This window comes from Ruegeria sp. CDSB086 (genome assembly GCF_059611065.1).
On the sequence record NZ_JBXWOV010000011.1, the window covers coordinates 78,751 to 103,857 of the forward strand.

Here is a 25,107-nt window from a genome sequence, read left to right on the forward strand (position 1 = left end):
GGCGCGTGTCAGATTTCCTCACCTTTTTTCAGAAGCTCTTCGATCAGATCGCGCTGCAAATCCTGGCTGTCGCCCCCTCCGAATTCCGCCGCGCCACCGGTGTACAAGGTGCCATAAGTCTTGGCGATATTCACTGTCTGGGCCAGCCCCGAGATCAGTTGGTTCTTGTCCAGCCGGGATAGCGGATGGATGTACGCAGCCCACAAGATACCATTCGCGAGCGCGTAACGCGCGTCTAGCGTACTGTCAAAATTCGCCTGCATCACGCGTTCAAGGTCAGCGGGCGACAAATCTTCGGCGCTGCCAATCGCGACCATGGCCCGCATCCGATCCGCATTGATATCCGTAACAACCAGCACCGTTACGTCCCCAACCTTCAGCTCAAACCCCGGTCCAAACGGTTTCGCGTCAGGATCGAGCGCAAAGATGATCTTTCCCAACCGCTCATACGTCATTGGGGGTTCCGGCTCAGCCGTCTCTTGGGCCAATGCACCTCCGGCAAGGAAAATCATCAATAAGGCTAGTCGGATCATGGCATCGCTCCTGCAGGCTATGGATCGACAATAGGGTCGGGGCGCAGACCTGACCAAACAAAGCTTGGTGAACAGTATTTCGAAGGCACCGACAGCTTTGAACGATCTGCAAGATACTCGGGGCTTTCTGCGATAGCTCGTTCAGAACCTAGTTCCTAGCTTTAGTTCAGCGGCTGGCAGACCTGCTGGCCGGACTCTGAACCGGAAAGGAAATACAAATGAAGTCTCTCGTTCTTACCACCCTGATCGCCACATTGCCCCTGATCGCAGCCCCGGCCTTTGCTGCGGATGAGATCAACGTATCAAACGGTATTTCTGCCGCCGGTGCGCCGCTTGCCGCGCATGGGGTCGATCTGGTGACTCTCGTTAACGACGGCAACCCGGTCGATGGCTTTGCCACCCACTCGGCCACTTATGACGGCGCATCTTATTACTTCACCAGCGCCGCCAACCGCGAAGCGTTCGAGGCCAACCCGGCGGCCTACCTGCCACAACATGGCGGGTTCTGTTCGTTCGGCGTTTCTGTGGGCAAAAAATTCGACGGCGATCCGGATCAATACCTTGTGGCTGACGGAAAGCTGTATCTGTTCCTGAACGCTGATACTCGCGCGGCGTTCCTTGAAGATGTCTCTGCCACATCCGAAACCGCTGACAATCAGTGGTCCAAGATCAAAAGTATCGCGGTCGGAGAACTGTAATCTGGCCACAAAAGACCAAGGCCTGCACGGTTACGACCGTGCGGGCTTTTTTGCTTCAATGACCTTGATGGCTTTTTCCAACGCGGCTTCGACGCTCAAATCTGACGTGTCCAGCAAGACTGCATCCTCTGCTGGCTTCATCGGCGCAGTGCTGCGTTCCGTATCCCGCGCGTCGCGCTCTTTTACGTCCGACAGCACCTGTTCACGCGAGATATCATTGCCCTTCGCGCTGAGCTCAAGGAACCGACGCTCGGCCCGAACTTCGGGGCTGGCGGTGACGAACAGTTTCACCTCGGCCTCGGGACAAATCACAGTACCGATGTCGCGACCATCCAGCACAGCGCCCCCGCAGCGGCGCGCAAACGCCCGCTGGAAGTCAACCAACGCGGCCCGAACCTCGGGAATCACGGCTACTTTTGAGGCTGCTTGCGCAATCTCGGCCGTGCGCAAATCGCCCTGCTCCAACTCTTCGGGGGTCAATGCTTGTGCTGCCGCAATCGGCTCCAGTCCTTGCAAGGTCCGTCTGCCGACCGCGCGGTACAAAAGCCCGGTGTCCAGATGCGCGAACCCAAACCGGGCCGCGACCGCTTTTGAGATCGTGCCCTTGCCCGCTGCAGCTGGTCCGTCAATGGCGATTGTGAACTTTAAATCCGACATCAAACCTACCGATTATTTCGCTGCAGTTTCGCACCCAACGTGGCCATCAAAGGTTCAAAAATCGGGAACGAAGTGGCGATCGGGCCCGCATCGTCGACGGTTACACCCTTTTTGGCCCCCATCCCCAAAATCATGAACGACATGGCGATCCGGTGGTCCAGAAAGCTTTCGCAGGTGCCGCCACCGGGGACGTTGCCGATGCCCAACCCTTCAACCGACCACCATTCATCACCTTCTTCGACAGTTACACCATTGGCGCGCAGGCCCTGGGCCATTGCGTCGATCCGGTCGCTTTCCTTTACGCGCAGTTCTTTTACGCCGCCCATCATCGTGACACCGGTGGCATTTGCCGCAATCACGGACAAAACCGGGTATTCATCAATCATCGAGGCCGCGCGTTCCGGTGGAACATCGATCCCCTTCATATCCGGCGAGTACTTTGCGCGCAGATCGGCGACAGGTTCGCCGCCCTCTTCGCGCTCATTCTCATAGGTCAGGTCTGCACCCATCTCGCGCAGCGTAGTGAACAACCCCGCACGGGTGGGGTTCAGGCCGATGCCCGGCACCAAAACGTCCGACCCAGGCGTGAGCAGCGCCGCGCAGACCGGAAAGGCCGCGCTGGACGGGTCGCGTGGCACGGCGATGACCTGCGGTTTCAACTCGGGGCGACCAGTCAGAGTGATAACCCGGCCCTCATCGGTGTCCTCAACGGTGATTTCCGCACCAAAGCCCGCCAGCATCCGCTCGGAATGGTCCCGTGTGGCCTCTTTCTCGATCACCACAGTTTTGCCGGGGGCATTGAGGCCAGCCAGCAGCACCGCAGATTTTACCTGGGCGGAAGGCACGGGTACCTCGTAGCGCACCGGCGTGGAGTCAGCCGCGCCAACGATAGTCATCGGCAAGCGCCCCCCTGAACGGCCCACCGATTGCGTTCCAAACAGCGCCAGCGGATCTGTGACCCGCGCCATGGGGCGTTTATTCAGGCTAGCGTCGCCCGTAAAAGTCGCCGAAATCGGACAGGTCGCCATCGCGCCCATAATCAAGCGAACACCGGTGCCCGAGTTGCCGCAATCAATCACCTGATCGGGTTCGGCAAAGCCACCGACACCTACACCATGCACAGTCCATTCGCCGCCGCCATGGTCAGTGACCTCAGCCCCGAAGGCGCGCATGGCCTTGGCGGTGTCCAGAACATCTTCACCTTCCAACAGACCCGAGATCCGGGTCTCGCCCACGGCCATCGCACCCAGGATCAGCGACCGGTGCGAAATAGATTTGTCACCGGGCACCTCTGCGGTTCCGGTCAGCGGGCCGCAGGGATGCGAGGTCATCGGGATGGGCGTGCCGTGTCCGGACATGGGGGCTCCTGTTTTCGCTATCAGTTCAAGGCGGATTAGCGAATTGGGGCCGGTTGGTCCAGCCGCAATCAGTCTTTGCGGCGGAAGGTCAGGTAGTGTGGCGTACGGCCTTCACGCAGGGCCTTCTGTTCATAGCGGGTGGAAATCCAGTCATCCCAGGGCTCGCGCCAGTCAGCAGGACGCTCGGCCAGCCATTCGAACCCGGCGCGCGGCACCTCTTCCAATGTCTGGCGCACATAGTCGGGAATGTCCGTAGCAACGCGAAAAATAGACCCCGGCTTCAGGGCACGGGCCAAAGGCTCCAGATGTTCCTGCGTCACGAAACGGCGACGGTGGTGCCGTGTCTTGGGCCATGGGTCGGGATACAGTAGGAAGGCGCGAGAGATGCTGGCCCCGGGCAGAACATCGAACAGATCGCGCACATCGCCCGGATGCACCGCCAGATTTTCAACCCCGGCTTGACGAATCTTACCCAACAGCATCGCGACGCCGTTAATATACGGTTCGGCCCCAATAATGCCGATATCGGGGTTGCTGGCAGCCTGGTGCACAAGATGCTCACCCCCACCAAAGCCGACCTCAAGCCAGACGTCCCTGCCATCGAACAGAGCGTTCAGATCCAGCGGATGGCGTTCGGGATTGGTTTCCCAATCCACCGCACCCGGTGACAGTGCATCAAGGTCTTCGTTCAGATAGGTCTTTTGGCTGGGCTTCAGGGTTTTCCCTTTGAAGCGGCCATAGAAGTTTCTGCGCGGGCGTTGTGGGGTCTGGGTGCTCATGGCGGTGGCCATACTGCGACGCCGAGGTTGGTTCAAGAGGGGCGTAGTAATCACCGTTCAACAAAAAAGCGCGCCGATGTCGGCGCGCTTTGATAATTCGGATCAGACCGTGGCTTTCAGCGCATCGGCCAGATCGGTCCGTTCCCAGCTAAAACCGCCATCCGCCTCGGGTTCGCGGCCAAAGTGGCCGTAAGCCGCCGTGCGCTGATAGATAGGCTTGTTCATCTGCAGGTGCTGCCGGATACCGCGCGGGGTTAGATCCATGACCTGACCAACAGCCTTTTCGATTTCTGCGTCCGGGATTTCACCAGTGCCGTGAGTGTCGGCATAGATAGACAGCGGCTTGGACACACCAATCGCATAGCTTAGCTGGATCGTGCAGCGTTCTGCCATTCCGGCGGCCACAACATTCTTGGCTAGGTAACGCGCGGCATACGCGGCCGAACGGTCCACCTTGGTCGGGTCCTTACCCGAGAACGCGCCGCCGCCGTGCGGGGCTGCGCCACCATAAGTGTCTACGATGATCTTGCGCCCGGTCAGACCTGCGTCACCATCCGGGCCACCGATCACGAATTTGCCAGTGGGGTTCACGTGCCACTCGGTTTCGTCGCTCAACCACCCTTCGGGCAGTGTTTCACGGATGTAAGGCTCAACAATCGCGCGGATGTCGGCGGAACTCAGCGCTTCGTCCAGGTGTTGTGTCGACAATACGATCGAGCTGACACCCACAGGTTTGCCGTCACGGTAAACGACCGACAATTGCGACTTGGCATCAGGACCCAGCGCGGGTTCGCTGCCATTCTTGCGCACTTCGGCAAGACGGCGCAGGATCGCGTGTGAATACTGGATCGGTGCCGGCATCAGCGCAGGCGTTTCCGTGGTCGCATAACCGAACATGATGCCTTGGTCACCGGCACCTTCGTCCTTGTCTGCGGCGGCATCCACACCTTGGGCGATATGTGCGGACTGTTCGTGCAGCAGGTTCGTTACCTCGACGGTTTCGTGGTGGAACTTGTCCTGCTCGTATCCGATGTCTTTGATGCAGGCGCGCGCAATCTCGTCGATGCGGCCCATGTAGTCGTGCAGCTTTTCCTGATCAGTCAGACCTACTTCGCCACCGATGACGACCCGGTCGGTCGTAGCAAAGGTTTCGCACGCCACGCGCGCTTCGGGTTCTTCATTCAGAAATGCGTCAAGCACGGCATCAGAAATCCGGTCACAAACCTTATCCGGGTGTCCTTCGGAAACGGACTCCGAAGTAAATGTGTAGTTCTGTCGGGACATGAAAGTGCTCCATTAAGGTTTTCCCATCACGCCAGGAAGCCGTTGTGATGAGCATGCAAGGGGATACGCACCATGAAACACAGCGTCAATCCAAAATTACCGTTGTTGTCTTCTGGCGTTGCGTGAAAGCAGCGCATAGAGCGCCAACAGCGCGACAAAGACCGGTGCATCACCCAGCCGGGCGTACACTGTCGGAGCCAGCGCACTGGGCAATGTCGCATCGACAAAACCGGCCTGCCCCAACGGCAAAGCTTCTGTAACCCGACCCAGCGGGTCAATCATCGCTGACACTCCGGTATTTGCCGACCGCATCATTGGCAACCCTTGCTCGATGGCGCGCATTTGCGCCTGAGCCAGGTGCTGGTAAGGTCCCGAGCGCGTACCGAACCAAGCGTCATTGGTGATCTGCAGCAGAAAATCGGCACGACCCGGTGCAGACAAGACGTCCTGAGTGAAAACCGCCTCATAGCAAATAAGCGGCAAGGCTTTCCCCAGCTTGCCAGCGTCCATCAGCGAAGCCCCCGGTCCGGCGCTAAAGCCATTACCGGTGGTGGCAGCCATTCCGTAAATTCCGAACTGAGCCAAGATGTCACCAAATGGGACATATTCGCCAAAGGGCGCCAGATGATGCTTGTCATAAAGCCCCTGCTGCCGGCCATCTTCATCCAGATAGATCATCGAATTGTAAATGCGCGGGCCGTCCCCTCTCTGAATACCCAGAAATACGGGCGTCCCCTGCGCGGCATCGGCGATTGCGGTCAGATAAGGCTGCGCACTGCCCAGCCATGCAGGAACCGAGGTTTCCGGCCAGACAATCAAATCCGGTCGCGGGGCCGCCGCCGTAAACTCTAGTTGTCGGGCAAAAAACAGCGGGGCGTAATCCGGATCCCATTTCTGATGCTGGGGTGCATTTGGTTGAATGAGGCGGACAACATTGTCAGTGTCCGTAACAACCGGGCGCGACATGGCATAAATCAATGCGAAACACGCGGTTCCAACGGTCAGGACTGACGGAACCACATAGCCATCGCGCCGCGACAGCGCGGCCCCGAGCGGCAAAGTCGCCAGCAAAGTCACCGCGCCCAGCCCATATGGCCCGAACAGAGACAATAGCTGCGCGACCTGTGTATTCACCCAGACCTGCGCCAGCCCCGCCCAGGGAAACCCCGTCAGGACATAGCCTCGGGCAAATTCCAGCAGTGAGATTGAAATCGCCAGAAACACGGCCTGTGATACGCCATCGCTGTCGGGACGCCGCACCAGCCAAAAGGCAAGCGCCCAAAACAGAGCGAGGCCGCCTGCCATGAATGTCAGGGCAAAAGGCGCCATCCATCCGTGACGCTGGACATCAACGAGGAACGGTTCGACAATCCAACTGAGCGCATGTGCGAAATACCCGGTCGCGAAGGCCCAGCCCAACCACGCCGCCCTCGCCCGCGTCTCAGTCGTAAGAAACAGAGGCGACAGCAGGATCAGTGCGATCACTGTTGCCGGCCAAATGCCGAACGGAGCAAGCCCAAACGCCGCGATCGCGCCCAGCAGAGCTACGGATATTAACCGCAACCAAAACGGCCAGCCCTGTGCAGGGTTCATTCAACGCGATCCGGCAACATGACACGCAGACGTTTGATCCGGCGCGGGTCGGCGTCAATCACCTCGAACTCGGGACCTTCGGGATGCAACACGACCTCGCCCCGTGCTGGGACGCGACCAGACAGCATGAAGACCAATCCGCCCAAGGTGTCGATTTCTTCCTCGTCCACGTCCTCGTGACTTGTCAGAGAACGCCCTATCTCGGCCTCAAATTCCTCCAAGGGGACGCGGGCTTGCACGACATAGCAGCCGGGCTTTTCCTGTATCCAAAGCTGGCCTTCGTCGGCATCGTGCTCATCCGCAATCTCACCGACCACCTGTTCGATCAGATCCTCGATCGACACCAGACCATCAACACCGCCGTATTCGTCAATCACCAGCGCCATATGGCGGCGTTCGGTCTGCATCTTCGTCAACAACACGCCAATAGGCATCGACGGCGGCACAAACAGCAAAGTGCGCAGCATCGAGACCAGATCAAACTCTGAACCCGTGCCATTAAATCCGTGCGTAAGCGCAAAATCCTTGAGGTGCACAAACCCCAAAGGCGTATCAAGCGTTCCCTCGTAGACGGGGATCCGGGACAGGCCGCTGTCGCGGAAAACCTGGGCCAGCTCATCCTTGCTGATTGTCGAGGGCACAGACACGATTTCCGCCGTCGGAATAGCCACATCTTCGACCCGCATTCGCCGCAGATTGATCATGCCGCGAGGCTGAACCATGTCGACCTCATGTCCATTGGTCGCGCTGACCTCTTCGTCGCTCTGCGGCGAGAACGCGTCCACTATTCGAGAAAAGAAGCCAGCATTTTTGCTGGCATTTTCACCGCTGTCCTTCGGTTGCGCGCTCTGCGCCGCCATAGAACTGCCGTCTGTATCGCCCATAATCCTGTTCCAAATGATCGGCCAATGCGGCCACTGTTACATACTATATGGGTCATCTATACCCATTTTGCCAAGTATCTCGACTTCGACCTCTTCCATCAAAGTGGCGTCGGGGTCACGGATGTGGTCATAGCCCAGCAAGTGTAACACTCCGTGAATGATCAGATGCGTGACGTGATCGTCCATAGTTGTGTTGGCGTCGTCCGCTTCGCGTGCGCAAGTATCAAAGGAAATCGCAATGTCGCCTAGCGCGATTTCGCCCGTAAAGTCTGGCGCGGGTCGGGCAGGTCTCTGCCCCGCTTCGTCAGCGGTCAGCTCTTCGGCTGGCCAACTCAGCACATTGGTCGGAGTGGGCTTTTCCCTAAATTCCGCGTTCAGATCAGCAATTCGCGCATCATCGCAGGCCAGCAGGCTGACTTCGCACAGCTCGGCGTCCAGATCGCAAAAGTCCAAAACAGCCTTTATCGCGCGCGCAGCCAACGGTTCAAGCTGTTGCCAGCGCGCATCTTCGATCGTCACTTCCAGGTTCATCTCACCGTGTCCAAAGCCCTGTGGCTGCAACCGGGACGACTATGCTTTCTCGCGGCCCGAGTCGGCCTCATACGCTTCGATAATGGCGGCCACAAGCGGGTGGCGCACAACATCCTTGGACGTGAAGTAGTTGAAGCTGATGTTTGGTATCGTATTCAACAAACGCTCGGCATCGGCCAGCCCTGACTGAACACCGCGCGGCAGGTCAACCTGCGAGCGGTCACCGGTGATCACCATTCGGCTACCTTCACCCAGACGCGTCAGGAACATTTTCATCTGCATGGTCGTGGCATTCTGCGCTTCATCCAGCACAACAAACGCATTCGCCAGCGTACGTCCCCGCATGAAGGCCAGCGGCGCAATTTCGATTCGCTTTTCTTCAATCAGTTTGGCCAACTGCTTTCCGGGAAGAAAGTCATTCAATGCGTCGTACAGCGGCTGCATGTAAGGATCGACCTTGTCTTTCATGTCGCCGGGCAGATAGCCCAGCTTTTCGCCAGCTTCGACTGCAGGGCGGCTGAGAATGATCCGATCTACATGGCCTCCGATAAACATCGACACGCCAGCGGCCACGGCAAGATAGGTCTTACCTGTACCGGCAGGGCCAATTCCAAAGGCCAGTTCGTTCTGGAACAGCGACTGGACATAAGCCTTTTGCGCATCCGTGCGCGGCTCGACCAGTTTCTTGCGCGTCTTGATTTCGACCGTGCCGCCTCTGAACATTTCGAGCTGGTCACCGTCGCGGCTGCCGGTTCCCGTCTCCGAGCCACCCATTCGCAGCTCGCGGTCGACATCGGCCGCTTCGACGTCACGTCCGCCTTCCAAGCGCGTGTATAGCGCCTGCAAAACCTCGATGGCCTGCTTCTGGGCGTCTTCGTCACCCATCACGGCCAGCTGATTCCCGCGGCGCACGATCTGAACTGAGAGCTTTTGCTCAATATCTGTCAGATTGCGGTCATATTCCCCGCACAGGTCTATTAACAATCGGTTGTCTGGAAACTCAACAAACGCTTCGCGCTGAGGCATTTCATCTTGCGGTGGGTTTAGGGCACCGATGGCCAATCCGCTCTCCTGTCTTGGCGTTTCACCTTGAGCGTAGACAGGAAGTCTTGGTGGGCGCAAGCCACAGTTTCATTTTTTCCGCCCAAATGGCAAAACCGCCAATGCGCCCGGCCCGTGCGCTGCACCTGTTGGCGCCGCTGTTTTAGTCGGCGTGTCAGAACCGATAGTTCAAACCCAGCTTCAGTCCGCGATATTTTGGTGTCGATCTGGTTGAGGTTCCATTGCCGAAATCCACGTTTTCAGCGCTGAACTGAACGTATTCGAACTCACCCGTGATCGACCAGTGTTCGGTCAGGTTATGTTCGGCTCCGATGCTGGCGGTAAAGCCGCTGCGTCGGCCGCCACTTTCGAAGAATTGAGAGCCCCCCTGGACGGCCTGTCTGCTTGTTGTGTTGATGTCGCCATTCACATATCCAGCCGACACAAAATACAACACTGTACCGCTTTTATTGGTCAGGCCATTGCGCAGCCGAATCGAGAACACGTCCGATATTTCGGACCCGCCCGTGACCGTCTGGCCGTTGATCTGGTTGGAGGCGTCATCGCTAAGCGAGCCGAACTCGTACCCAAGCTCAAACCCGTAAACATAGTCGCGCCCGCCGCGCGCAGGCAAAACGCCGCGCCACCCGGCACGCACGCCACCCAACGAACCGCTCAGGTCCAGGTCGCCTACTTCCGAGGTTCCGCCGGGTCCAGTCAGTCCAAATCGATCGTCGCCCCCGAAAGCGTACGCGCCCGTAGCACCCAGATAAAAGGCGCTGACGTCACTGCCGAACCGTTTTGGGTTGACGACAGGAGGGTCAGAGAGACCTTGATCCAGATTGCCTGCAGCGGTCACGCCGGGAAGCACCGAAACAGCGATCGCGGTTGTAAGGGCGGATCTCAACAGCCGCCCAGAAAAACGTTTCAAAGTCTTCACTCGTACCCTTTCCATTCACCGACCTGCCCATCCCGTCGGCAAGAGATGAGGTTTCCCAAAGGCACAAAACACTCGACCCCTAAGCAACCTGATTTTTCTCGGAACATAATTCCGAGTAATAAATCAAGGGTAAATTTGGAATTAACAAATCCGTATGGTTTCCAAAATCCAAATAACGGACGCGTTAGCGCAACGCACCCGCCAGTGAATTTGCGCCCGATGACATGATCCGGACATCGCGCAATTCGCCCACCGCAACATCAGCGTCAGATACGTGAACCGAATGAAGATACTCGGATTTTCCGACCATCTGACCTGGCAGACGACCCGGTTTTTCAAACAGAACTTTCACGTCCCGACCAACCATCGCGTCCTGAATCTCGCGCTGGTGACGGGTAATCAACCCCTGAAGCCGCTGCAGACGGTCATCCGCAGCCTTGGGATCAACCTGAGACCGCTCAGCCGCCGGTGTTCCGGGGCGGGTCGAATATTTGAACGAATACGCATATCCGTATTTGACCTCTTCCACCAAATCCATGGTGGCCTGAAAATCCTCTTCGGTCTCTTCAGGGAAGCCGACGATGAAGTCGCCGGACATCACGATATCCGGGCGCGCGGCGCGAATGCGCTCGATCAGGCGCAGATAGCTCTCGGCGGTGTGGCTGCGGTTCATTCGCTTGAGGATGCGATCCGAACCCGACTGAACCGGCAGATGCAGATAAGGCATCAGCTTGTCGCACGTCCCGTGCGCCTCGATCAGGTCGTCGGCCATGTCGTTGGGGTGTGAGGTGGTGAACCGGATCCGCTCCAGCCCGTCGACCTTGTTCAGCTCCCAGATCAGACCGGCCAGCGTCATGTCACCATTCGGACCAGCGCCGTGATAGGCGTTGACGTTCTGCCCCAGCAGAGTGATTTCGCGCACCCCGCGTTCGACCAGATCGTTCGCCTCGCGCAGGATACGATCAGCGGGACGGCTGACTTCGGCACCGCGCGTATACGGCACCACGCAGAAGGCACAGAACTTGTCGCAGCCTTCCTGCACCGTCAGAAATGCGGTCGGTCCGCGTTTTGCCTTGGGGCGGTTTTTAAGTTTTTCGAATTTGTCTTCTTCGGGGAATTCCGTGTCCAGCGCCTTGGCACCGGTGCGCGTCTTCGCCTCCATCTCGGGCAGGCGGTGATAGCTTTGCGGACCGACAACAAGGTCAACAATCGGCTGGCGGCGCATAATCTCTTCGCCTTCTGCCTGTGCAACACATCCAGCAACACCGATCTTGAGGTCGGGCTTTTCGGTCTTCAAACCTTTGAACCGGCCAAGCTCGGAATAGATTTTTTCCGCAGCTTTTTCCCGAATATGGCAGGTGTTCAGCAGGATCATATCTGCATCATCGGGGCTTTTGGTTTCCACGTAACCCTGACCGCCCAGTGTTTCCGCCATACGCTCGCTGTCGTATACGTTCATCTGGCAACCATAGGTCTTGATGTACAGCTTTTTGGGTTCTGACATGAAAACGGCCTTTGCATTCGCGGGATCGGCGTCGTCTATACCCTACGAACGCCGCTTGCAATGGCGACGCGATTACCCGATTTTGACCCGAAACTCCAGCAAGGCGGCAGCGGACAGGCAATGCAATACGAATCTCTCGACTCTTTCCTGCAAACGGGCAAGTCCGCTTTGGCAAAGGGACCCCTCGCGTTGGTTTTTGTCGAAGATGACGTCGAAACTGATAGCACTATCCGTCACCATCTGAATCTGGGCTTCAAGTCCCTGATCGTTTTCATGCCGCAGGAATTTGCGCTGGACCCCGAGCTTGAGGACCGAGTTCACCGCGTCTCTCTCAGCTGCGTCCCGCGCACCGTCGTGTTTGAGACGATCAACAGGATCATTCAGGCGGCGCCAAGTTTGTGGATGTATTACTGCTTCAACGCCGAGTACCTCTTTTTTCCCTTTTGCGAGACGCGCACAATCGGTGAAATGCTGGCGTTTCACACCGAAGAACGCCGCGACTCGATGCTGAGCCATGTTGTCGATCTTTATGCCGAGGATCTGAACGAATTCCCGAACGGCGTCGCACCTGAACACGCGATGATGGATCGCACCGGGTATTTCGCCCAGGCGCGGCTGGATTCGATAAAGCACCCGAAGGAGCGCCAGCTGGATATGTCTGGTGGTTTGCGATGGCGGTTCGAAGAACACGTTCCCGCTCAAAGCCGCCGAATTGATCGGATCGCCCTATTCAAATCCAAGCAAGGATTGTCATTGCGACCGGATCACACGTTCAACGACGAAGAATACAACACGTATTCCTGCCCGTGGCACCACAACCTAACGGCTGCGGTGTGCTCGTTCCGGGCTGCCAAAGCCTTGAAAACCAACGCAGGATCTACTTTCGACATTCCGACATTCCGCTGGCGCAATTCGATTCCGTTCGAATGGTCGTCAAATCAGTTGCTTGAGTTGGGGCTGATCGAAACGGGCCAGTGGTTCTGACCCGCCTCAATGACCTATCCGGTGTCTGATCACCGCCGCAGCAACATCGGAAACCAATCCTCGCGCAAGCGCTGGCCCGGAACCATGTCATGCCCCGGAAACGGCGGCGATGTCCGGCCTGGCCGCTCGACATATCGCGCATCGTCACCAACCAGACGCAGTGAAAACGCGCGGCGGCGGCTGTCGGATTGATTTCCTCGCGCACCGTGAAGCGTGCGATAGTTGAAAGCAACCGCGTCGCCCGGATCCATCTCAAACTCGACAACCCGCATCCCTTCGGCATCCGGGTCCGGGGCCGGGATGTACTGGCCTTCGTCGGGAAAGAACCCATCTTCCGACACCCAGCGAGTCGGCAAGACCTCTTTCTCCCACCGGTGCGAGCCTGCCACACAGCGCAGTGTGGCTTGCGTGACCGGATCAAGCGGCGACCAAAAGCTGATCGTTTGCTGCCCTTCAACAAAGTAATAGGGCCCATCCTGATGCCACGGCGTCGCCATCGAGGTTCCGGGCTCTTTGACCAAAACGTGGTCGTGGAACATCTGCACTGTATCCGACTGCATCAAATCTGCTGCGACTTCTGCCGCCGGGGATTCGTGAATTACCGTCTGAAATTGTTCAATGCGCGACCAATTGCAATAATCGTCGAAAAACCGACCCGTCTGGCCTTTTTTCTTGTTCTCGGATGCATAAGGTCCGGGATCCGCCATATTCGCTGCCACCCCTTCGCGCAGGGCCTCAACGTGATCGGCAAATAGCCCTTTGATCAGGACCACGCCGTCCCGTTGATAGGTGCCGATCATTTCGTGAGTAACCAAGGGGTGCGTCATGTCTGTCTCCGTGCCGGTGGTACGACGATCTGCACATGGATGACCCCTCTGTTCAAATAATATCTTTCTAAGGTAGATTTAATTTCATGTTATATATTTCACTTCGCCAATACGAATATGTCTGTGCTATCGGCCGCTTCGGCAGCTTGTCTGCCGCGGCGCAACAGCTGAATGTCTCACAACCCGCGCTGTCCACCGCTCTGACGCGCGTCGAATCGCATCTTGGCCATCCGCTATTTTCGCGAAAACGCGGGGCCGCGCTGGCGCTGACCCCGCAAGGACGCAGATTTATCGAAGACGCGGAAAACTTGCTGACCAATGCGGCCCGGCTTGAGAAAGCGGATCAAGTCAGTGCAACCAGGGCACAGTTGCGATTGGGGTGTTTCGTGGATTTGGCCCCGTTTTTGCTGGCCAAGGCGCTGCGCCCACTGCGCATGGCACTGCCGGATTTGACCGTTTCGTACAAGGTAGACGGGTTCGAAGGGCTAATTACCGACCTGATCGACGGGCGCATAGATTTGGCGCTGACTTACGGCCTGAGCATGGATGCCGAATTTCAACAGCAGACCCTTTTCCCAAGCAGACCAAACGCCATCATGGCCCCGGACCACCCATTGGTACGCGCGCCGTCTGTTTCGCTGAGCGAGCTGGCCGCCCATCCGCTGATCCTGTCAAACGAAGGCCTCTCATCACAGCACGTGCTTGGGCTGTTTCAGCAGATCGGATTGCGACCTTCAGTGGCACACCGGGCGGCAACACTGGAAATCCAGCGCAGTCTTGCCGCTCATCACGAGGGGGTTGCGATCAGCTATGCCACCCCGCCCTCGGACGTCAGCTATGACGGAATGCCCTTGGTCAGCCATCGAATCCTGGATGACATCGCTGCGGAACCTGTGGTCCTGGCCCGTCATGGCACCGGCCCTACAGAGCCACACATCGCGCAGGCGGAACAGATTCTGATGGAGTTTTTGGCCTGAGTTATTTTTTCCGCAGACGGATCACCACATCGACCGACGCGATCTCAACGCCCTCGGGCGCTTCGGGCAGGCGTTGAATCACCAATTGATCCGACGGCGCATCGCTCAGGCGGCTTTCGTCTTCCCAGAAAAAGTGCGGATGATCGTGGGTATTGGTATCGAAATAGCTTTTCGAACCATCAACCGTAATCTCCTGCAGAACTCCGGCATCACAAAACGCGCGCAGCGTGTTGTAGACCGTTGCCAGAGATACCGCGTCCCCATTCTTTTTGGCCGCCTCAAACAGGCTTTCGGCAGTGACGTGCCGATGGCGTCCATCGCCGACTAAAAGCTCGGCCAAAGCGACACGCTGGCGCGTTGGGCGCAGCCCCGCGTCAACCAACCAATCTGTAGCTCTGTTCTGGCTCTGAGGTGTCATCAATCCGAAACCCAATTGTTGCTGAACCATATATAGGTGCTGTGTTCGGGTAATTTCAAATGAAATTCATTCGCAAAGAATGCCGTCTGCACAACAGGATGTGACGTGCTGCTCTTGCAGGACCTTGCATACGGGTGCTAGACGAGGCCAGATATAACGAACGGACCCCTGGCAGGAGAGGCGGCAGAATGGCCCAATTCCCGAGCAGCTTTGACAAGGACGATCTGCTGAAATGCGCCCGTGGCGAACTATTCGGCCCCGGCAATGCGCAATTGCCTGCACCTCCGATGCTGATGATGGATCGGATCACCGACATCTCGGCCGATGGTGGCGCGCATGGCAAAGGCCATATTCTGGCTGAATTCGACATCACCCCTGACTTGTGGTTCTTTGATTGCCACTTCCCCGGCAACCCGATCATGCCCGGCTGTCTGGGGCTGGATGGCCTGTGGCAGCTGACCGGTTTCAACCTGGGCTGGCGTGGCTGGCAGGGACGCGGCATGGCCGTAGGCGTAGGCGAGGTCAAACTGACCGGCATGGTCCGCCCTGACCGCAAGATGCTGACCTACAAGATCGACTTCAAAAAAGCGATCCAGACCCGCCGCCTGACCATGGGTGTGGCGGATGGTATCGTCGAAGCGGACGGTGAAATGATTTACGATGTCAAAGACATGAAAGTCGTTCTGTCCGAAGCCTGAGCCTGACCGGCCCGAAATAAGGAGCACGCACATGCGTCGAGTAGTTGTCACCGGTTTGGGGGTCGTCTCCTCCATCGGGAACAATGCCCAGGAAGTAATGGCCTCTCTAAAGGCCGGAAAGTCCGGCATCGAGGCCAACGAGCAGATGGTCGAACACGGCTTTCGCAGCCAAATCGCCGGAACGCTTAAGATTGATCCGGCTGAGCATGTAGACAAGCGTACCCTTCGCTTCATGGGTCCCGGTGCAGCATACGCACATATCGCCATGAACCAGGCTATCGCCGACGCGGGCTTGACAGAAGACCAGGTCGTGAACCCGCGTACCGGTTTGGTTGCCGGTTCCGGTGGTCCGTCAACCAGCGCAATGCTGACAGCGCATCAGACAGTTCTGAAAACTGGTGCGACTAAGCGTATCGGCCCCTTCGCCGTGCCAAAATGCATGTGTTCGACGATCTCGGCCAACCTTGCGACCGCGTTCAAGATCAAGGGTATCAACTACTCGATCACCTCGGCTTGCTCGACCTCGCTGCATTGCATCGGCAACGCAGCCGAACAGATCATGCTCGGCAAACAGGACGTGATGTTCGCTGGCGGTGGAGAAGAGCTGGACTGGACACTGTCCTGCCTGTTCGACGCGATGGGCGCGATGTCGTCGAAATACAATGACACGCCGGACAAAGCCTCGCGTGCGTTTGACCAGGACCGTGATGGATTCGTCATCTCAGGCGGTGGCGGGATCGTCGTTCTAGAGGATCTGGAACACGCGTTGGCCCGCGGCGCAAAGATTTATGCCGAAGTGACCGGGTATGCGGCCACGTCTGATGGCCACGATATGGTGGCACCCTCCGGTGAAGGTGGCGAGCGCGCGATGCGTCTGGCTCTGTCGACCATGCCCGAAGGGCGCAAAGTCGGCTATATCAACGCCCACGGCACCTCGACCCCGGTCGGAGATGTAGGCGAAGTTGAAGCTGTGCGCCGCATCTTTGGCGAAGGCAATGTGCCCCCGATTTCATCGACCAAGTCGATGACCGGACACGCACAGGGCGCCGCAGGCGCGCTTGAGGCGATCTTCTGCCTGCTGATGCTGGAAAATGATTTTATTACGCCGTCGATCAATGTCGACACGCTTGCCGAAGGCATCTTGCCCGGTGAAATTGCAACTCAAGTAGTTGAAAACGCAGGATTGGACAGTGTGATGACCAACAGCTTCGGCTTTGGCGGCACCAACGGCTCCATGATTCTGTCGAAGTATAACGGGTGAATGTAATGTCGGATCTTCTAAAAGGTAAACGCGGCCTGATCATGGGCGTGGCCAATGACCGCTCGATCGCGTGGGGCATTGCCAAAGCCATGCATGAGGCCGGTGCTGAACTGGCATTCACCTATCAGGGCGAAGCCTTCGGAAAGCGTCTTGAACCGTTGGCGCAAAGCCTGGGCAGTGATTTCATGGTGGACGCGGACGTCACGGATGACGCCTCGCTGGATCGCGCATTCGAAGAGCTTGGCGCGCGCTGGCCCACCATTGACTTCGTGGTTCATGCGATCGCCTATTCGGATAAATCCGAACTGACGGGACGTTTTCTGAACACCACGCGTGCCAACTTCAAGCACTCGTTGGACGTGTCGGCGTATTCCTTCATCGAGGTCGCGCGCCGCGCCTATCCGCTGATGCAAGAGAATGGCGGCACACTGCTGACGCTGACGTATCAGGGATCGAACAAGGTTGTTCCGAACTATAACGTCATGGGTGTGGCCAAGGCCGCGCTGGAATCGGCGACCCGCTATCTGGCCAACGATCTGGGCCCGGAAGGCATTCGCGTCAATGCGATCTCGCCCGGCCCAATGAAGACGCTGGCAGGTGCTGCAATCGGCGGTGCCCGCAAGACCTACAAATTCTGCGATCAGAACGCGCCCATGCGCTCGAACGCAACGCTCGAGGCTGTTGGCGGCACGGCCGTTTACCTCACTTCAGATGCCGGAGCATGCACGTCGGGTGAGATCATCCGCGTTGATGGTGGCTTCCACGTTTTGGGTATGCCGCAGCCCGATCACATGTGACCCGATCTTTCCCTGCCGGTGCCAAGATTTCACCATCTTTCACGGGCAGGGATAGCGGCATGAGCAAAGCCGAACATATCCTTTCCAGCAACACTCGCAGCATCCGGTCGCGCCGCAGATCCGGATTTCTGGGCACGCGTGGCATTGTCGCGTTATTGGCCCTGACCACCCTATTGTTGTTTGTGTTTTTCACACAGCCGCAGATGCGGGAAACCGTCAAAGCTTGGATCAGCCTCATAACAGGCTGATCCAACTCGTTTCCTAGGTCAGTTGATCGAAACGACCTCGATATCAAATATCAGATCCTGACCGGCCAATGGATGGTTGGCATCCAGCGTGACGGTTGCTTCATCGACTTCTACCACCGTTACCGGAACGGCCTGTCCGTCCGGCGTTTGCATCTGCAATTGGGTGCCGGGATCCAGCGGAATATCATCCGGAATGCCTTCGCGCGGGATTTGCTGGCGTGCCGCGGGGTTGATCGGGCCATAGGCGTCCACGCAGGCGATCTCGACCCGCTTTTTGTCGCCAATGTTCAAACCCGGCATCGCCGAATCCAAACCCGGGATAATCTGGCCCGTACCAACGACGAATTCCAGCGGGTCACGTCCTTCGGAACTGTCAAAGACGTTTCCGTCCAACAGCGTTCCTGTGTAGTGGATGCGAACCGTGTCGCCTTGTTTGATTTCGGTCATATTGGTCTCCGGCCTCTTTAGGGGTTTAGCGGCCAAGCCTAGGAAGTAACACGACATTGTAAACCCCACCCTCTTTCATGCCCGTTATTGTTGTGCAAACCTGCGCCGGACGATCAGGAGGGGACCGGATGCCAATCACAACCTGCGTTTTTGATGCCTATGGGACATTGTTCGACGTGGCCGCCGCCGCACGGCAGGCGGCCGATGAACCGGGCTTTGAGAAACTGCGACAGAAATGGCCCGAACTGGCCAATCATTGGCGCCTGAAACAGCTGCAGTACACCTGGCTGCGCGCGGTTACGGACGCCCATTCAGATTTCTGGGATGTTACCCAGGATGGTCTCGACTGGGCGCTTGAGGCGACTGAGTTACACGGCGACGCCAGCCTGCGGCAACGGCTGCTGGATCTCTACTGGGAATTGCAGGCCTATCCGGAAGTTCCGGAAATGCTGCGCGCATTGAAATCGGGTGGATTGCAAACAGCGATTTTGTCGAACGGCTCACCACCGATGCTGGATGGCGCTGTCCAGTCTGCGGGTATCGGAGACGTATTGGACGATGTGTTGTCGGTGGAAAGCGTCGGCGTGTTCAAACCGGACTCGCGTGTCTATGACCTTGTGCAAGAGCGTTTCCGCCGCGCCCGCGACGAGGTGCTGTTCGTCAGTTCAAACGGCTGGGACGCGGCTGGTGCCAGCGGGTATGGCTTTGTAACCGCCTGGGTCAATCGCGCCGGGGAGCCGATGGACCGCTTGCCATGGAAACCTGCGCATGTACTGTCCGACCTGACGACGATTCCGCAACTGGCTGGACTTTAATGGCATTTTTCACTTCGTCAGATGACAGGCGTCTTTTTTTCGAGGACACCGGCTCTGGTACACCTGTGCTTTGCCTTGCTGGGTTGACCCGCAACAGCAAGGATTTTTCGTTCCTCACGCCGCATCTGGGCGACATGCGAGTAATTGCGATGGATTACCGCGGTCGCGGACGATCGGACCATGACCCGGACTTCATGAACTACAACGTCCTTCGCGAATCTCAAGACGCGATCGAGTTGCTGGACCATCTTGGTTTGGACCGTGTGAATGTCATAGGCACCTCGCGTGGGGGACTGATTGCCATGGCGCTGGCCGCCAGCCATCCCGAACGGTTGTTGAGCATTGTTCTGAACGACGTCGGTCCGGTGCTGGAACAATCGGGTATCGCCAAGATCATGGAATTTGTCGGCAAGCAGCCCGTTTCCAAAACATATGATTTGGCGGCTCGGGCGTTGCAGCACGTTTTGGGACCCCAATTTCCCGGCGTGTCACTAGCGCGTTGGCGGCAGCAGGCGGAAGTCCAATTCGACGAAACGCCTGATGGCCTGACCCTCAGCTATGATCCTGCGCTGCGTACAGCGCTTCTGGAACAGGCCGCTGCAGGGCCCGCGCCTGATCTGTGGCCCCTCTTTGAAGCACTGCAGAGCATTCCAACCGGCGTCATTCGCGGCGCAAATTCGGATATTTTGGGCAAAGACACGCTGACTGAAATGCACAACCGCCACCCTGATCTTATATCGACAGAAATACCCAACCGTGGTCATCCCCCGTTTCTGGATGAACCGCAGTCGCTAGAACTCATTCGCAAGGTACTGATCACCGCATGAGCACACTTGAAATGATCGAGGCCGCCGCCGAGCGCCTCAGGGGGCATGTTCGCGAGACACCGATTCTAACCTCGCCGTTTCTGGACGAAATCGCGGGCCGCCGCGTGCTGGTGAAACCCGAGTGCCTGCAACACACCGGCAGCTTCAAGTTTCGCGGCGCTTGGTCGGCCATTTCGGCGCTCAGCGACGCGCAACGACAACGCGGTGTCATCGCCTATTCCTCGGGCAATCACGCGCAGGGCGTGGCCTATGCGGCCACACAGCATGGGATTTCATCGGTCATCGTCATGCCCTCTGACGCACCCCAGCTAAAGATCAACAACACCCGCGCGCTGGGGGGCGAGGTCGTTCTGTATGACCGCGCGAACGAAAGCCGCGAAGAAATTGGCGAGGCACTGGCGTCTCAACGTGGCCTAACACTGATCCGGCCTTACGACGAACCTTTGGTCATCGCAGGTCAAGGCACCGTCGGGCTGGAACTGGCGCGACAGACGGCCGATTTGGGTATCGAGAAGGCGGATGTTCTGGTGTGCTGCGGCGGCGGCGGGTTGACCTCGGGCATTGCGCTGGCGCTGGAAGGCCACGCGCCGGGGCTGCGCGCCCGCCCGTGCGAGCCCCAGGGGTTCGACGACGTCAAACGGTCTTTGGCAACCGGGCATATTCAAAGCAACAACGCCGCATCGGGCAATATCTGCGATGCAATCCTGACGCCGCAACCGGGCCAGATTACCTTTCCGATCCTGAACCGGCTGTGCGGCCCAGGCCTGTCGGTGTCCGAGGAAGACGCGCTTCGCGCCATGGCGCATGCGTTTTTGCGCCTCAAAATCGTTCTGGAACCGGGCGGAGCGGTGTCGCTTGCCTCGGTCCTGTACCGCGCGGACGAAATCGAAGGCGATGCAGTGATCGTGGTAGCATCGGGCGGCAACGCCGACCCCGAAGTCTTTGGAAAAGCGCTGGAATACCTGACCTGACAAGTCGTTTAGGCTGGGGCAACCTGACATTTGGGCGTATGACGCCAGGGGATTGAGTCGTGCAGATCGCAGACATTGGAAACGTTCAAATCCACTATCGGGTTGATGGTGATCCAGGCGGCGCGCCAATTGTGTTTGCCAATTCTCTGGGAACCGACCTGCGGCTGTGGGACGATTTGCTGCCGCACCTGCCTGCCGGGCTGCGCATCATCCGTTTTGATAAGCGAGGGCACGGCCTGTCCTCTCAACCCCCGGCGCCTTATTCGATGGGCGCCCTCGTGCGCGATACGGAAGATCTGCTTGATTTTCTGGAGGTGCGCGATTGCGTTTTTGTCGGCCTTTCGATCGGCGGACTGATCGGACAAGGGCTGGCCGTCAAACGTCTGGATCAGGTCCGCGCCTTGGTGCTGTCCAACACTGCAGCCAAGATCGGCATCCCTTCGATCTGGCAGGACCGCATGGACGCGGTACAAAAGGGCGGGATCGAGGCCCTGGCTGATGCAACCATGGAGCGCTGGTTTTCCAAGGCATTCCGCGCATCGCCCGAGCATCTGCTTTGGCGCAACATGATGGTGCGCCAGCCAGTGGATGGCTATCTGGGCTGCTGCGCGGCAATCTCTGGCACAGACTTCTACACCCCCACCAGTGGCCTACGCCTGCCGACCCTTGGCATCGCCGGCAGCGAGGACGGATCGACCCCACCGGATCTTGTGCGGGAAACCGTTGAACTGATCCCCGGCTCTCGGTTCGAGCTGATGCGACGCGCTGGGCACTTGCCTTGCGTGGAACAACCGGCAGAATACGCGGCATTGCTGCACAGCTTTCTGACCGAAATCGGACATGTTTGAAGGAGCCTTGGTTTGGCCGATCTTCTATTAGTCCATGGGTCCTGCCACGGTGCCTGGTGTTGGCGCGATCTTATCCCGGCGTTGGAAGCGCTGGGACACGAGGTCCGCGCCATTGATCTGCCCAGCCACGGCTCGGATCCGACGCCCGTTGCCGATGTGACGTTGGAAAGCTGTCGCGACACAATTTTGGATGCGACCTCGCGCAATACAATCATTGTCGGTCATTCCTGGGGTGGCTACCCGATCAGTGCCGCGGCTGAAGCCACGCCGGAGGCCATGCGCGCCCTTGTCTACCTCGCCGCCTACGTCCCGCAGGATGGCCTGTCGATGGTAGAAATGCGCAGGCGAGCACCCCGGCAGACAATCCATGATGCCGTCGAAAAATCAACCGACGGTCAGTCGTACATGTTTAAGCCGGACAAAATGCACGATCTGTTCTATCATGACTGCCCACCCAAAACGGTGCCGTACGCGTTTGCACGCTTGTGCCCTCAAGCCATCGCACCACAGGACACCCCCCTGTCCCTGAGCGACAAATTCGACCGGGTTCCTAAGGCTTATATTCGGACAACCAAGGACCGGACAATTCCGACTGAATACCAGGAACAGATGAGCCATAAAGCACCCGAAGCTATGCGGCATACGATTGCCACGTCGCATTCCCCGTTTTTTGCGCAACCCCAAAAACTCGCTGATTTGTTGGACAAAATCGCAAAAGACCTGCAAGGGTCACAAGTCTGAGCACATCCCTTTCAACCCGCATCGTCTGCGGATAAGGTCCGCCCAAATTATCATCCTTGCGGTTCAAATGCGCCTTCCGTTTTTCTTCGTCCTTCTCACGGTCATGATCGACGCCATGGGCATCGGCCTTGTCCTGCCTATCATGCCGGAACTGATCGTCGAAGTTCAGGGCGGCACATTGGCGACAGCTGCGATCTGGGGTGGCATCCTCAGCACCGCGTTTGCCGCCATGCAATTTGTGTTCGGACCGGTTCTGGGTAACCTTTCGGATGCTTACGGGCGACGGGTGGTATTGCTGGTCTCGCTGTTCGTCATGTCACTGGACTATGTTGTCATGGCGCTTGCGGGCAGCATCTGGTTGCTGTTGGCCGGACGCATCGTCGGAGGCATTACGGCCGCCACGCATGCAACGGCGGCGGCCTTCATGGCGGATGTGTCGAAACCCCACGAAAAGGCTGCAAACTTTGGTCTATTGGGCGCAGCATTTGGCGTCGGGTTTGTCTTTGGCCCAGTACTTGGTGGGCTGCTGAGCGAATATGGCACACGTGCACCATTTTGGGCTGCCGCAGGTTTGTCTGCCCTGGCCTTCGTCATCGGTGTATGTGTCATGCCCGAGACGGTCACCGACAAGACACGCCGGGCCTTCAGCCTGCGGCGGGCAAACCCAGTGAACTCGCTGCGCGCGATTGCTGCGTTGCCCGGTATCCGGCCGATGCTGTGGGTCTATCTCCTGTACTCCATCTCGATCTATGTCTACCCGGCAATTTGGGCGTATTTCACAACCGAGCGGTTTGGCTGGTCACCACAAATGATCGGCGTGTCACTGGGCGTCTACGGAATCGGCATGGCGGCCGTTCAGGGTGGCCTGATCCGGCCCGCAACCAAATACTTGGGTGAACGCGTCACAATCATCTACGGCATGGGGTTCGAGCTGTTTAGCTTTTTTCTTCTGGCCTTCCTGACCAATGGGATCATTGCCTTGATGCTGATCCCGATCACCGCCATCGGAGCGGTTGTGACACCTGCCCTGCAGGCCCTGATGTCGCGCAAGACGCCCGACTCGCAACAGGGTGAACTGCAGGGTGTACTGACATCCTTGCACGCTTTGTCGATGGTCATCGCACCGTTGCTCATGACCAGCGTGTTCGCTCAGTTCATCAAGCCCGACGCGGCGATCTACTTGCCAGGCGCACCATTCCTCTTGGCATTCGTCATGATGGTGATCTGTCTTCTTGTGTTTTCCCGTTCACGTGGGGTCATGGCATAACTACGACATCCCTTTGACGGATTCCGCCTTGCAGCGTCCCCATAAGCGCGCCACCGTAGCGCAAAGCGAGAGAGGGACAGCATGCAAACCATCAAAGCCGCCGTTTGCCGGGCGTTCGGTGAACCTCTGGTCATCGAAGATATTCAGATCGCGCCGCCCAAGTCAGATGAGGTCGAGGTGACACTGGATGCGGTGGCAATTTGCCATTCGGACATTTCATTTGCCGGTGGTGCGTGGGGCGGGCATCTTCCTGCCGTCTACGGGCACGAAGCTGCGGGCATTATCACTGCGGTCGGCGACTCGGCAGGTGTGTTTCAGGTTGGGGACCCGGTTGTCGTTACCCTGATCCGGGCATGTGGCTCGTGCCCCTCTTGCGCGGGGGGGAAACCAACTGTCTGCGAAACGCCTTATGATAAGGTCAACGGGCCGTTGCGCACAGCAGATGGCGGACCACTGGAGCAGGCAATGGCCTGCGGAGCATTTGCAGAAAAGGTTGTGGTCAGCCACCGGCAAATTGTCAAAATACCACAGTCGATGCCCAAAGACGTCGCCAGCCTGCTGTCCTGCGGAGTGATCACGGGCGTCGGCGCCGCCGTCAACGCCGCCGGGTTGCGGCCCGGACAGGATGTGGTGGTGATCGGCGCCGGAGGTGTCGGGCTGAACGCAATTCAGGGCGCCCGCATCGCCGGTGCACGCCGCATTGTGGCCGTGGACATGACCGAAGAGAAGCTAGCCATTGCCAAGGAATTCGGCGCGACTCACGGCGTTTTGGCCGATCAGAAAGCCCCCTGGAAGGCCGCCTACAAGGCGCTTGGGGGTCGCGGTGCAGATGCCGTTTTGATCACCGTCGGCGCGATTCCTGCCTACGATCAGGCCCCTCGTTATTTGGGTCCGGGTGGTAAGGCGGTAATGATCGGGATGCCGCACTCCGGGGATATGGCAAGCTACGAGCCGGTAGTTCTGGCCGCGCTGGGTCAGGGTTTGATCGGATCAAAAATGGGCGATGTTGTCATCCAGCGGGATATTCCGTGGATGATCGACCTTTATGATCAGGGACGCCTGAAACTGGATGAGCTGATTTCGGGCCGGTGGTCGCTGTCGCAGATCAACGAAGCGATCGAGGACACCAAAACCGGATCCGCCAAGCGTAATGTGATCGTTTTCGACAGGGATTAACCC

Annotated in this window: 28 protein-coding genes and 1 riboswitch; of the genes, 14 read left to right on the forward strand and 14 right to left on the reverse strand. The window is 58.1% G+C overall.

Features of this window, described 5'->3' with window-relative positions:
* Nucleotides 1-8: 8 nt before the first annotated feature.
* Complete coding sequence (locus AC2FIO_RS19855) at nucleotides 9-533, reverse strand: hypothetical protein (protein WP_282170749.1); 525 nt, start codon at nucleotides 531-533, stop codon at nucleotides 9-11.
* A 218-nt stretch (nucleotides 534-751) separates the two neighbouring features.
* Between AC2FIO_RS19855 and AC2FIO_RS19860 the strand changes: the two genes are divergently transcribed.
* On the forward strand, nucleotides 752-1,231 hold the full coding sequence (locus tag AC2FIO_RS19860; protein ID WP_058273166.1) for a YHS domain-containing (seleno)protein: 480 nt from the start codon (nucleotides 752-754) through the stop codon (nucleotides 1,229-1,231).
* A gap of 30 nt (nucleotides 1,232-1,261) precedes the next feature.
* Here the strand turns inward: AC2FIO_RS19860 and cmk are convergent, their stop codons facing one another.
* The 10 genes from cmk to miaB all read right to left on the reverse strand — a co-directional run bounded on the left by cmk (nucleotide 1,262) and on the right by miaB (nucleotide 11,802).
* Nucleotides 1,262-1,888 (reverse strand): (d)CMP kinase, encoded by a 627-nt coding sequence (cmk, locus tag AC2FIO_RS19865; RefSeq protein ID WP_282170747.1) that lies wholly within the window; start codon nucleotides 1,886-1,888, stop codon nucleotides 1,262-1,264.
* 5 nt (nucleotides 1,889-1,893) lie between these two features.
* Nucleotides 1,894-3,246: a 3-phosphoshikimate 1-carboxyvinyltransferase gene (aroA, locus tag AC2FIO_RS19870; protein WP_282170746.1), complete on the reverse strand. Its 1,353-nt coding sequence runs from the start codon at nucleotides 3,244-3,246 to the stop codon at nucleotides 1,894-1,896.
* A 68-nt stretch (nucleotides 3,247-3,314) separates the two neighbouring features.
* Nucleotides 3,315-4,025, reverse strand: coding sequence for a tRNA (guanine(46)-N(7))-methyltransferase TrmB (gene trmB, locus AC2FIO_RS19875; protein WP_282170745.1), 711 nt, complete (start codon nucleotides 4,023-4,025; stop codon nucleotides 3,315-3,317).
* A gap of 102 nt (nucleotides 4,026-4,127) precedes the next feature.
* The gene (gene metK, locus AC2FIO_RS19880) at nucleotides 4,128-5,309 is read right to left on the reverse strand and encodes a methionine adenosyltransferase (protein ID WP_496699709.1); all 1,182 of its coding nucleotides are present in this window, start codon (nucleotides 5,307-5,309) and stop codon (nucleotides 4,128-4,130) included.
* 5 nt (nucleotides 5,310-5,314) lie between these two features.
* Nucleotides 5,315-5,363, reverse strand: a riboswitch (SAM-SAH riboswitch).
* A 42-nt stretch (nucleotides 5,364-5,405) separates the two neighbouring features.
* Nucleotides 5,406-6,902, reverse strand: a complete 1,497-nt coding sequence (lnt, locus tag AC2FIO_RS19885) for an apolipoprotein N-acyltransferase (protein WP_496699710.1) — start codon at nucleotides 6,900-6,902, stop codon at nucleotides 5,406-5,408.
* A complete protein-coding gene (locus AC2FIO_RS19890; protein ID WP_496699711.1) occupies nucleotides 6,899-7,786 on the reverse strand; it encodes a hemolysin family protein in 888 nt (295 codons plus the stop codon). Before AC2FIO_RS19890 ends, lnt begins: the two co-directional genes overlap by 4 nt.
* Nucleotides 7,787-7,822: 36 nt before the next feature.
* Nucleotides 7,823-8,317 carry an rRNA maturation RNase YbeY gene (gene ybeY, locus AC2FIO_RS19895; RefSeq protein WP_496699712.1) on the reverse strand — a complete coding sequence of 165 codons (495 nt, stop codon included), beginning with the start codon at nucleotides 8,315-8,317 and terminating at the stop codon, nucleotides 7,823-7,825.
* Between the two features lie 39 nt (nucleotides 8,318-8,356).
* The gene (locus AC2FIO_RS19900; RefSeq protein ID WP_058273235.1) at nucleotides 8,357-9,379 is read right to left on the reverse strand and encodes a PhoH family protein; all 1,023 of its coding nucleotides are present in this window, start codon (nucleotides 9,377-9,379) and stop codon (nucleotides 8,357-8,359) included.
* Between the two features lie 154 nt (nucleotides 9,380-9,533).
* Nucleotides 9,534-10,289, reverse strand: coding sequence for an outer membrane protein (locus tag AC2FIO_RS19905; protein WP_234999079.1), 756 nt, complete (start codon nucleotides 10,287-10,289; stop codon nucleotides 9,534-9,536).
* Between the two features lie 193 nt (nucleotides 10,290-10,482).
* Entirely contained in the window at nucleotides 10,483-11,802 is a 1,320-nt protein-coding gene (miaB, locus tag AC2FIO_RS19910; protein WP_058273157.1) for a tRNA (N6-isopentenyl adenosine(37)-C2)-methylthiotransferase MiaB, read from the reverse strand.
* Nucleotides 11,803-11,862: 60 nt separating this feature from the next.
* Between miaB and AC2FIO_RS19915 the strand changes: the two genes are divergently transcribed.
* On the forward strand, nucleotides 11,863-12,786 hold the full coding sequence (locus AC2FIO_RS19915; RefSeq protein WP_496699713.1) for a hypothetical protein: 924 nt from the start codon (nucleotides 11,863-11,865) through the stop codon (nucleotides 12,784-12,786).
* A 29-nt stretch (nucleotides 12,787-12,815) separates the two neighbouring features.
* Here the strand turns inward: AC2FIO_RS19915 and AC2FIO_RS19920 are convergent, their stop codons facing one another.
* The gene (locus AC2FIO_RS19920) at nucleotides 12,816-13,613 is read right to left on the reverse strand and encodes a phytanoyl-CoA dioxygenase family protein (RefSeq protein ID WP_282170739.1); all 798 of its coding nucleotides are present in this window, start codon (nucleotides 13,611-13,613) and stop codon (nucleotides 12,816-12,818) included.
* 86 nt (nucleotides 13,614-13,699) lie between these two features.
* On the opposite strand from AC2FIO_RS19920, the gene AC2FIO_RS19925 reads away from it, so the two are divergent.
* Nucleotides 13,700-14,590: a LysR family transcriptional regulator gene (locus tag AC2FIO_RS19925; protein ID WP_496699714.1), complete on the forward strand. Its 891-nt coding sequence runs from the start codon at nucleotides 13,700-13,702 to the stop codon at nucleotides 14,588-14,590.
* Between the two features lies 1 nt (nucleotide 14,591).
* On the opposite strand, the gene irrA is transcribed toward AC2FIO_RS19925, so the two are convergent.
* Nucleotides 14,592-15,008: an iron response transcriptional regulator IrrA gene (gene irrA, locus AC2FIO_RS19930; RefSeq protein ID WP_058273233.1), complete on the reverse strand. Its 417-nt coding sequence runs from the start codon at nucleotides 15,006-15,008 to the stop codon at nucleotides 14,592-14,594.
* A 188-nt stretch (nucleotides 15,009-15,196) separates the two neighbouring features.
* Between irrA and fabA the strand changes: the two genes are divergently transcribed.
* The 4 genes from fabA to AC2FIO_RS19950 are packed head-to-tail and all read left to right on the forward strand — an operon-like array spanning nucleotide 15,197 to nucleotide 18,012.
* Nucleotides 15,197-15,706 carry a bifunctional 3-hydroxydecanoyl-ACP dehydratase/trans-2-decenoyl-ACP isomerase gene (gene fabA, locus AC2FIO_RS19935; protein ID WP_058279458.1) on the forward strand — a complete coding sequence of 170 codons (510 nt, stop codon included), beginning with the start codon at nucleotides 15,197-15,199 and terminating at the stop codon, nucleotides 15,704-15,706.
* Between the two features lie 31 nt (nucleotides 15,707-15,737).
* Nucleotides 15,738-16,967, forward strand: a complete 1,230-nt coding sequence (gene fabB, locus AC2FIO_RS19940) for a beta-ketoacyl-ACP synthase I (protein ID WP_282170737.1) — start codon at nucleotides 15,738-15,740, stop codon at nucleotides 16,965-16,967.
* A 5-nt stretch (nucleotides 16,968-16,972) separates the two neighbouring features.
* Nucleotides 16,973-17,764: an enoyl-ACP reductase FabI gene (locus AC2FIO_RS19945; RefSeq protein WP_108860946.1), complete on the forward strand. Its 792-nt coding sequence runs from the start codon at nucleotides 16,973-16,975 to the stop codon at nucleotides 17,762-17,764.
* 59 nt (nucleotides 17,765-17,823) lie between these two features.
* Nucleotides 17,824-18,012, forward strand: coding sequence for a hypothetical protein (locus tag AC2FIO_RS19950; protein WP_058273151.1), 189 nt, complete (start codon nucleotides 17,824-17,826; stop codon nucleotides 18,010-18,012).
* Nucleotides 18,013-18,030: 18 nt separating this feature from the next.
* Here the strand turns inward: AC2FIO_RS19950 and AC2FIO_RS19955 are convergent, their stop codons facing one another.
* Nucleotides 18,031-18,459: an FKBP-type peptidyl-prolyl cis-trans isomerase gene (locus tag AC2FIO_RS19955; RefSeq protein ID WP_058273150.1), complete on the reverse strand. Its 429-nt coding sequence runs from the start codon at nucleotides 18,457-18,459 to the stop codon at nucleotides 18,031-18,033.
* Nucleotides 18,460-18,587: 128 nt separating this feature from the next.
* On the opposite strand from AC2FIO_RS19955, the gene AC2FIO_RS19960 reads away from it, so the two are divergent.
* The 7 genes from AC2FIO_RS19960 (at nucleotide 18,588) to AC2FIO_RS19990 (ending at nucleotide 25,104) form a co-directional block, all read left to right on the forward strand.
* Nucleotides 18,588-19,274 (forward strand): haloacid dehalogenase type II, encoded by a 687-nt coding sequence (locus tag AC2FIO_RS19960; protein WP_496699715.1) that lies wholly within the window; start codon nucleotides 18,588-18,590, stop codon nucleotides 19,272-19,274.
* The gene (locus tag AC2FIO_RS19965; RefSeq protein ID WP_496699716.1) at nucleotides 19,274-20,101 is read left to right on the forward strand and encodes an alpha/beta fold hydrolase; all 828 of its coding nucleotides are present in this window, start codon (nucleotides 19,274-19,276) and stop codon (nucleotides 20,099-20,101) included. Before AC2FIO_RS19960 ends, AC2FIO_RS19965 begins: the two co-directional genes overlap by 1 nt.
* Complete coding sequence (locus tag AC2FIO_RS19970) at nucleotides 20,098-21,072, forward strand: threonine ammonia-lyase (RefSeq protein ID WP_496699717.1); 975 nt, start codon at nucleotides 20,098-20,100, stop codon at nucleotides 21,070-21,072. Before AC2FIO_RS19965 ends, AC2FIO_RS19970 begins: the two co-directional genes overlap by 4 nt.
* A gap of 59 nt (nucleotides 21,073-21,131) precedes the next feature.
* A complete protein-coding gene (pcaD, locus tag AC2FIO_RS19975) occupies nucleotides 21,132-21,920 on the forward strand; it encodes a 3-oxoadipate enol-lactonase (RefSeq protein WP_496699718.1) in 789 nt (262 codons plus the stop codon).
* 12 nt (nucleotides 21,921-21,932) lie between these two features.
* Nucleotides 21,933-22,661, forward strand: coding sequence for an alpha/beta fold hydrolase (locus AC2FIO_RS19980; RefSeq protein WP_496699719.1), 729 nt, complete (start codon nucleotides 21,933-21,935; stop codon nucleotides 22,659-22,661).
* A 67-nt stretch (nucleotides 22,662-22,728) separates the two neighbouring features.
* The gene (locus AC2FIO_RS19985) at nucleotides 22,729-23,928 is read left to right on the forward strand and encodes a TCR/Tet family MFS transporter (RefSeq protein WP_496699720.1); all 1,200 of its coding nucleotides are present in this window, start codon (nucleotides 22,729-22,731) and stop codon (nucleotides 23,926-23,928) included.
* Between the two features lie 81 nt (nucleotides 23,929-24,009).
* Nucleotides 24,010-25,104 (forward strand): Zn-dependent alcohol dehydrogenase, encoded by a 1,095-nt coding sequence (locus AC2FIO_RS19990; RefSeq protein ID WP_496699721.1) that lies wholly within the window; start codon nucleotides 24,010-24,012, stop codon nucleotides 25,102-25,104.
* Nucleotides 25,105-25,107 lie beyond the last annotated feature (3 nt).

Excerpts from the sequence above, each read along its gene's own strand:
- lnt (WP_496699710.1), bottom strand. The coding sequence starts at position 6,902 with ATGAACCCTGCACAGGGCTGGCCGTTTTGGTTGCGGTTAATATCCGTA.
- irrA (WP_058273233.1), bottom strand. The coding sequence starts at position 15,008 with ATGACACCTCAGAGCCAGAACAGAGCTACAGATTGGTTGGTTGACGCG.
- cmk (WP_282170747.1), bottom strand. The coding sequence starts at position 1,888 with ATGTCGGATTTAAAGTTCACAATCGCCATTGACGGACCAGCTGCAGCG.
- ybeY (WP_496699712.1), bottom strand. The coding sequence starts at position 8,317 with ATGAACCTGGAAGTGACGATCGAAGATGCGCGCTGGCAACAGCTTGAA.
- aroA (WP_282170746.1), bottom strand. The coding sequence starts at position 3,246 with ATGTCCGGACACGGCACGCCCATCCCGATGACCTCGCATCCCTGCGGC.
- AC2FIO_RS19960 (WP_496699715.1), top strand. The coding sequence starts at position 18,588 with ATGCCAATCACAACCTGCGTTTTTGATGCCTATGGGACATTGTTCGAC.
- AC2FIO_RS19890 (WP_496699711.1), bottom strand. The coding sequence starts at position 7,786 with ATGGGCGATACAGACGGCAGTTCTATGGCGGCGCAGAGCGCGCAACCG.
- miaB (WP_058273157.1), bottom strand. The coding sequence starts at position 11,802 with ATGTCAGAACCCAAAAAGCTGTACATCAAGACCTATGGTTGCCAGATG.
- AC2FIO_RS19920 (WP_282170739.1), bottom strand. The coding sequence starts at position 13,613 with ATGACGCACCCCTTGGTTACTCACGAAATGATCGGCACCTATCAACGG.
- metK (WP_496699709.1), bottom strand. The coding sequence starts at position 5,309 with ATGTCCCGACAGAACTACACATTTACTTCGGAGTCCGTTTCCGAAGGA.
- AC2FIO_RS19965 (WP_496699716.1), top strand. The coding sequence starts at position 19,274 with ATGGCATTTTTCACTTCGTCAGATGACAGGCGTCTTTTTTTCGAGGAC.
- AC2FIO_RS19990 (WP_496699721.1), top strand. The coding sequence starts at position 24,010 with ATGCAAACCATCAAAGCCGCCGTTTGCCGGGCGTTCGGTGAACCTCTG.
- trmB (WP_282170745.1), bottom strand. The coding sequence starts at position 4,025 with ATGAGCACCCAGACCCCACAACGCCCGCGCAGAAACTTCTATGGCCGC.
- fabB (WP_282170737.1), top strand. The coding sequence starts at position 15,738 with ATGCGTCGAGTAGTTGTCACCGGTTTGGGGGTCGTCTCCTCCATCGGG.
- AC2FIO_RS19945 (WP_108860946.1), top strand. The coding sequence starts at position 16,973 with ATGTCGGATCTTCTAAAAGGTAAACGCGGCCTGATCATGGGCGTGGCC.
- AC2FIO_RS19950 (WP_058273151.1), top strand. The coding sequence starts at position 17,824 with ATGAGCAAAGCCGAACATATCCTTTCCAGCAACACTCGCAGCATCCGG.
- fabA (WP_058279458.1), top strand. The coding sequence starts at position 15,197 with ATGGCCCAATTCCCGAGCAGCTTTGACAAGGACGATCTGCTGAAATGC.
- AC2FIO_RS19855 (WP_282170749.1), bottom strand. The coding sequence starts at position 533 with ATGATCCGACTAGCCTTATTGATGATTTTCCTTGCCGGAGGTGCATTG.
- AC2FIO_RS19915 (WP_496699713.1), top strand. The coding sequence starts at position 11,863 with ATGGCGACGCGATTACCCGATTTTGACCCGAAACTCCAGCAAGGCGGC.
- AC2FIO_RS19925 (WP_496699714.1), top strand. The coding sequence starts at position 13,700 with ATGTTATATATTTCACTTCGCCAATACGAATATGTCTGTGCTATCGGC.
- AC2FIO_RS19860 (WP_058273166.1), top strand. The coding sequence starts at position 752 with ATGAAGTCTCTCGTTCTTACCACCCTGATCGCCACATTGCCCCTGATC.
- AC2FIO_RS19970 (WP_496699717.1), top strand. The coding sequence starts at position 20,098 with ATGAGCACACTTGAAATGATCGAGGCCGCCGCCGAGCGCCTCAGGGGG.
- AC2FIO_RS19955 (WP_058273150.1), bottom strand. The coding sequence starts at position 18,459 with ATGACCGAAATCAAACAAGGCGACACGGTTCGCATCCACTACACAGGA.
- AC2FIO_RS19985 (WP_496699720.1), top strand. The coding sequence starts at position 22,729 with ATGCGCCTTCCGTTTTTCTTCGTCCTTCTCACGGTCATGATCGACGCC.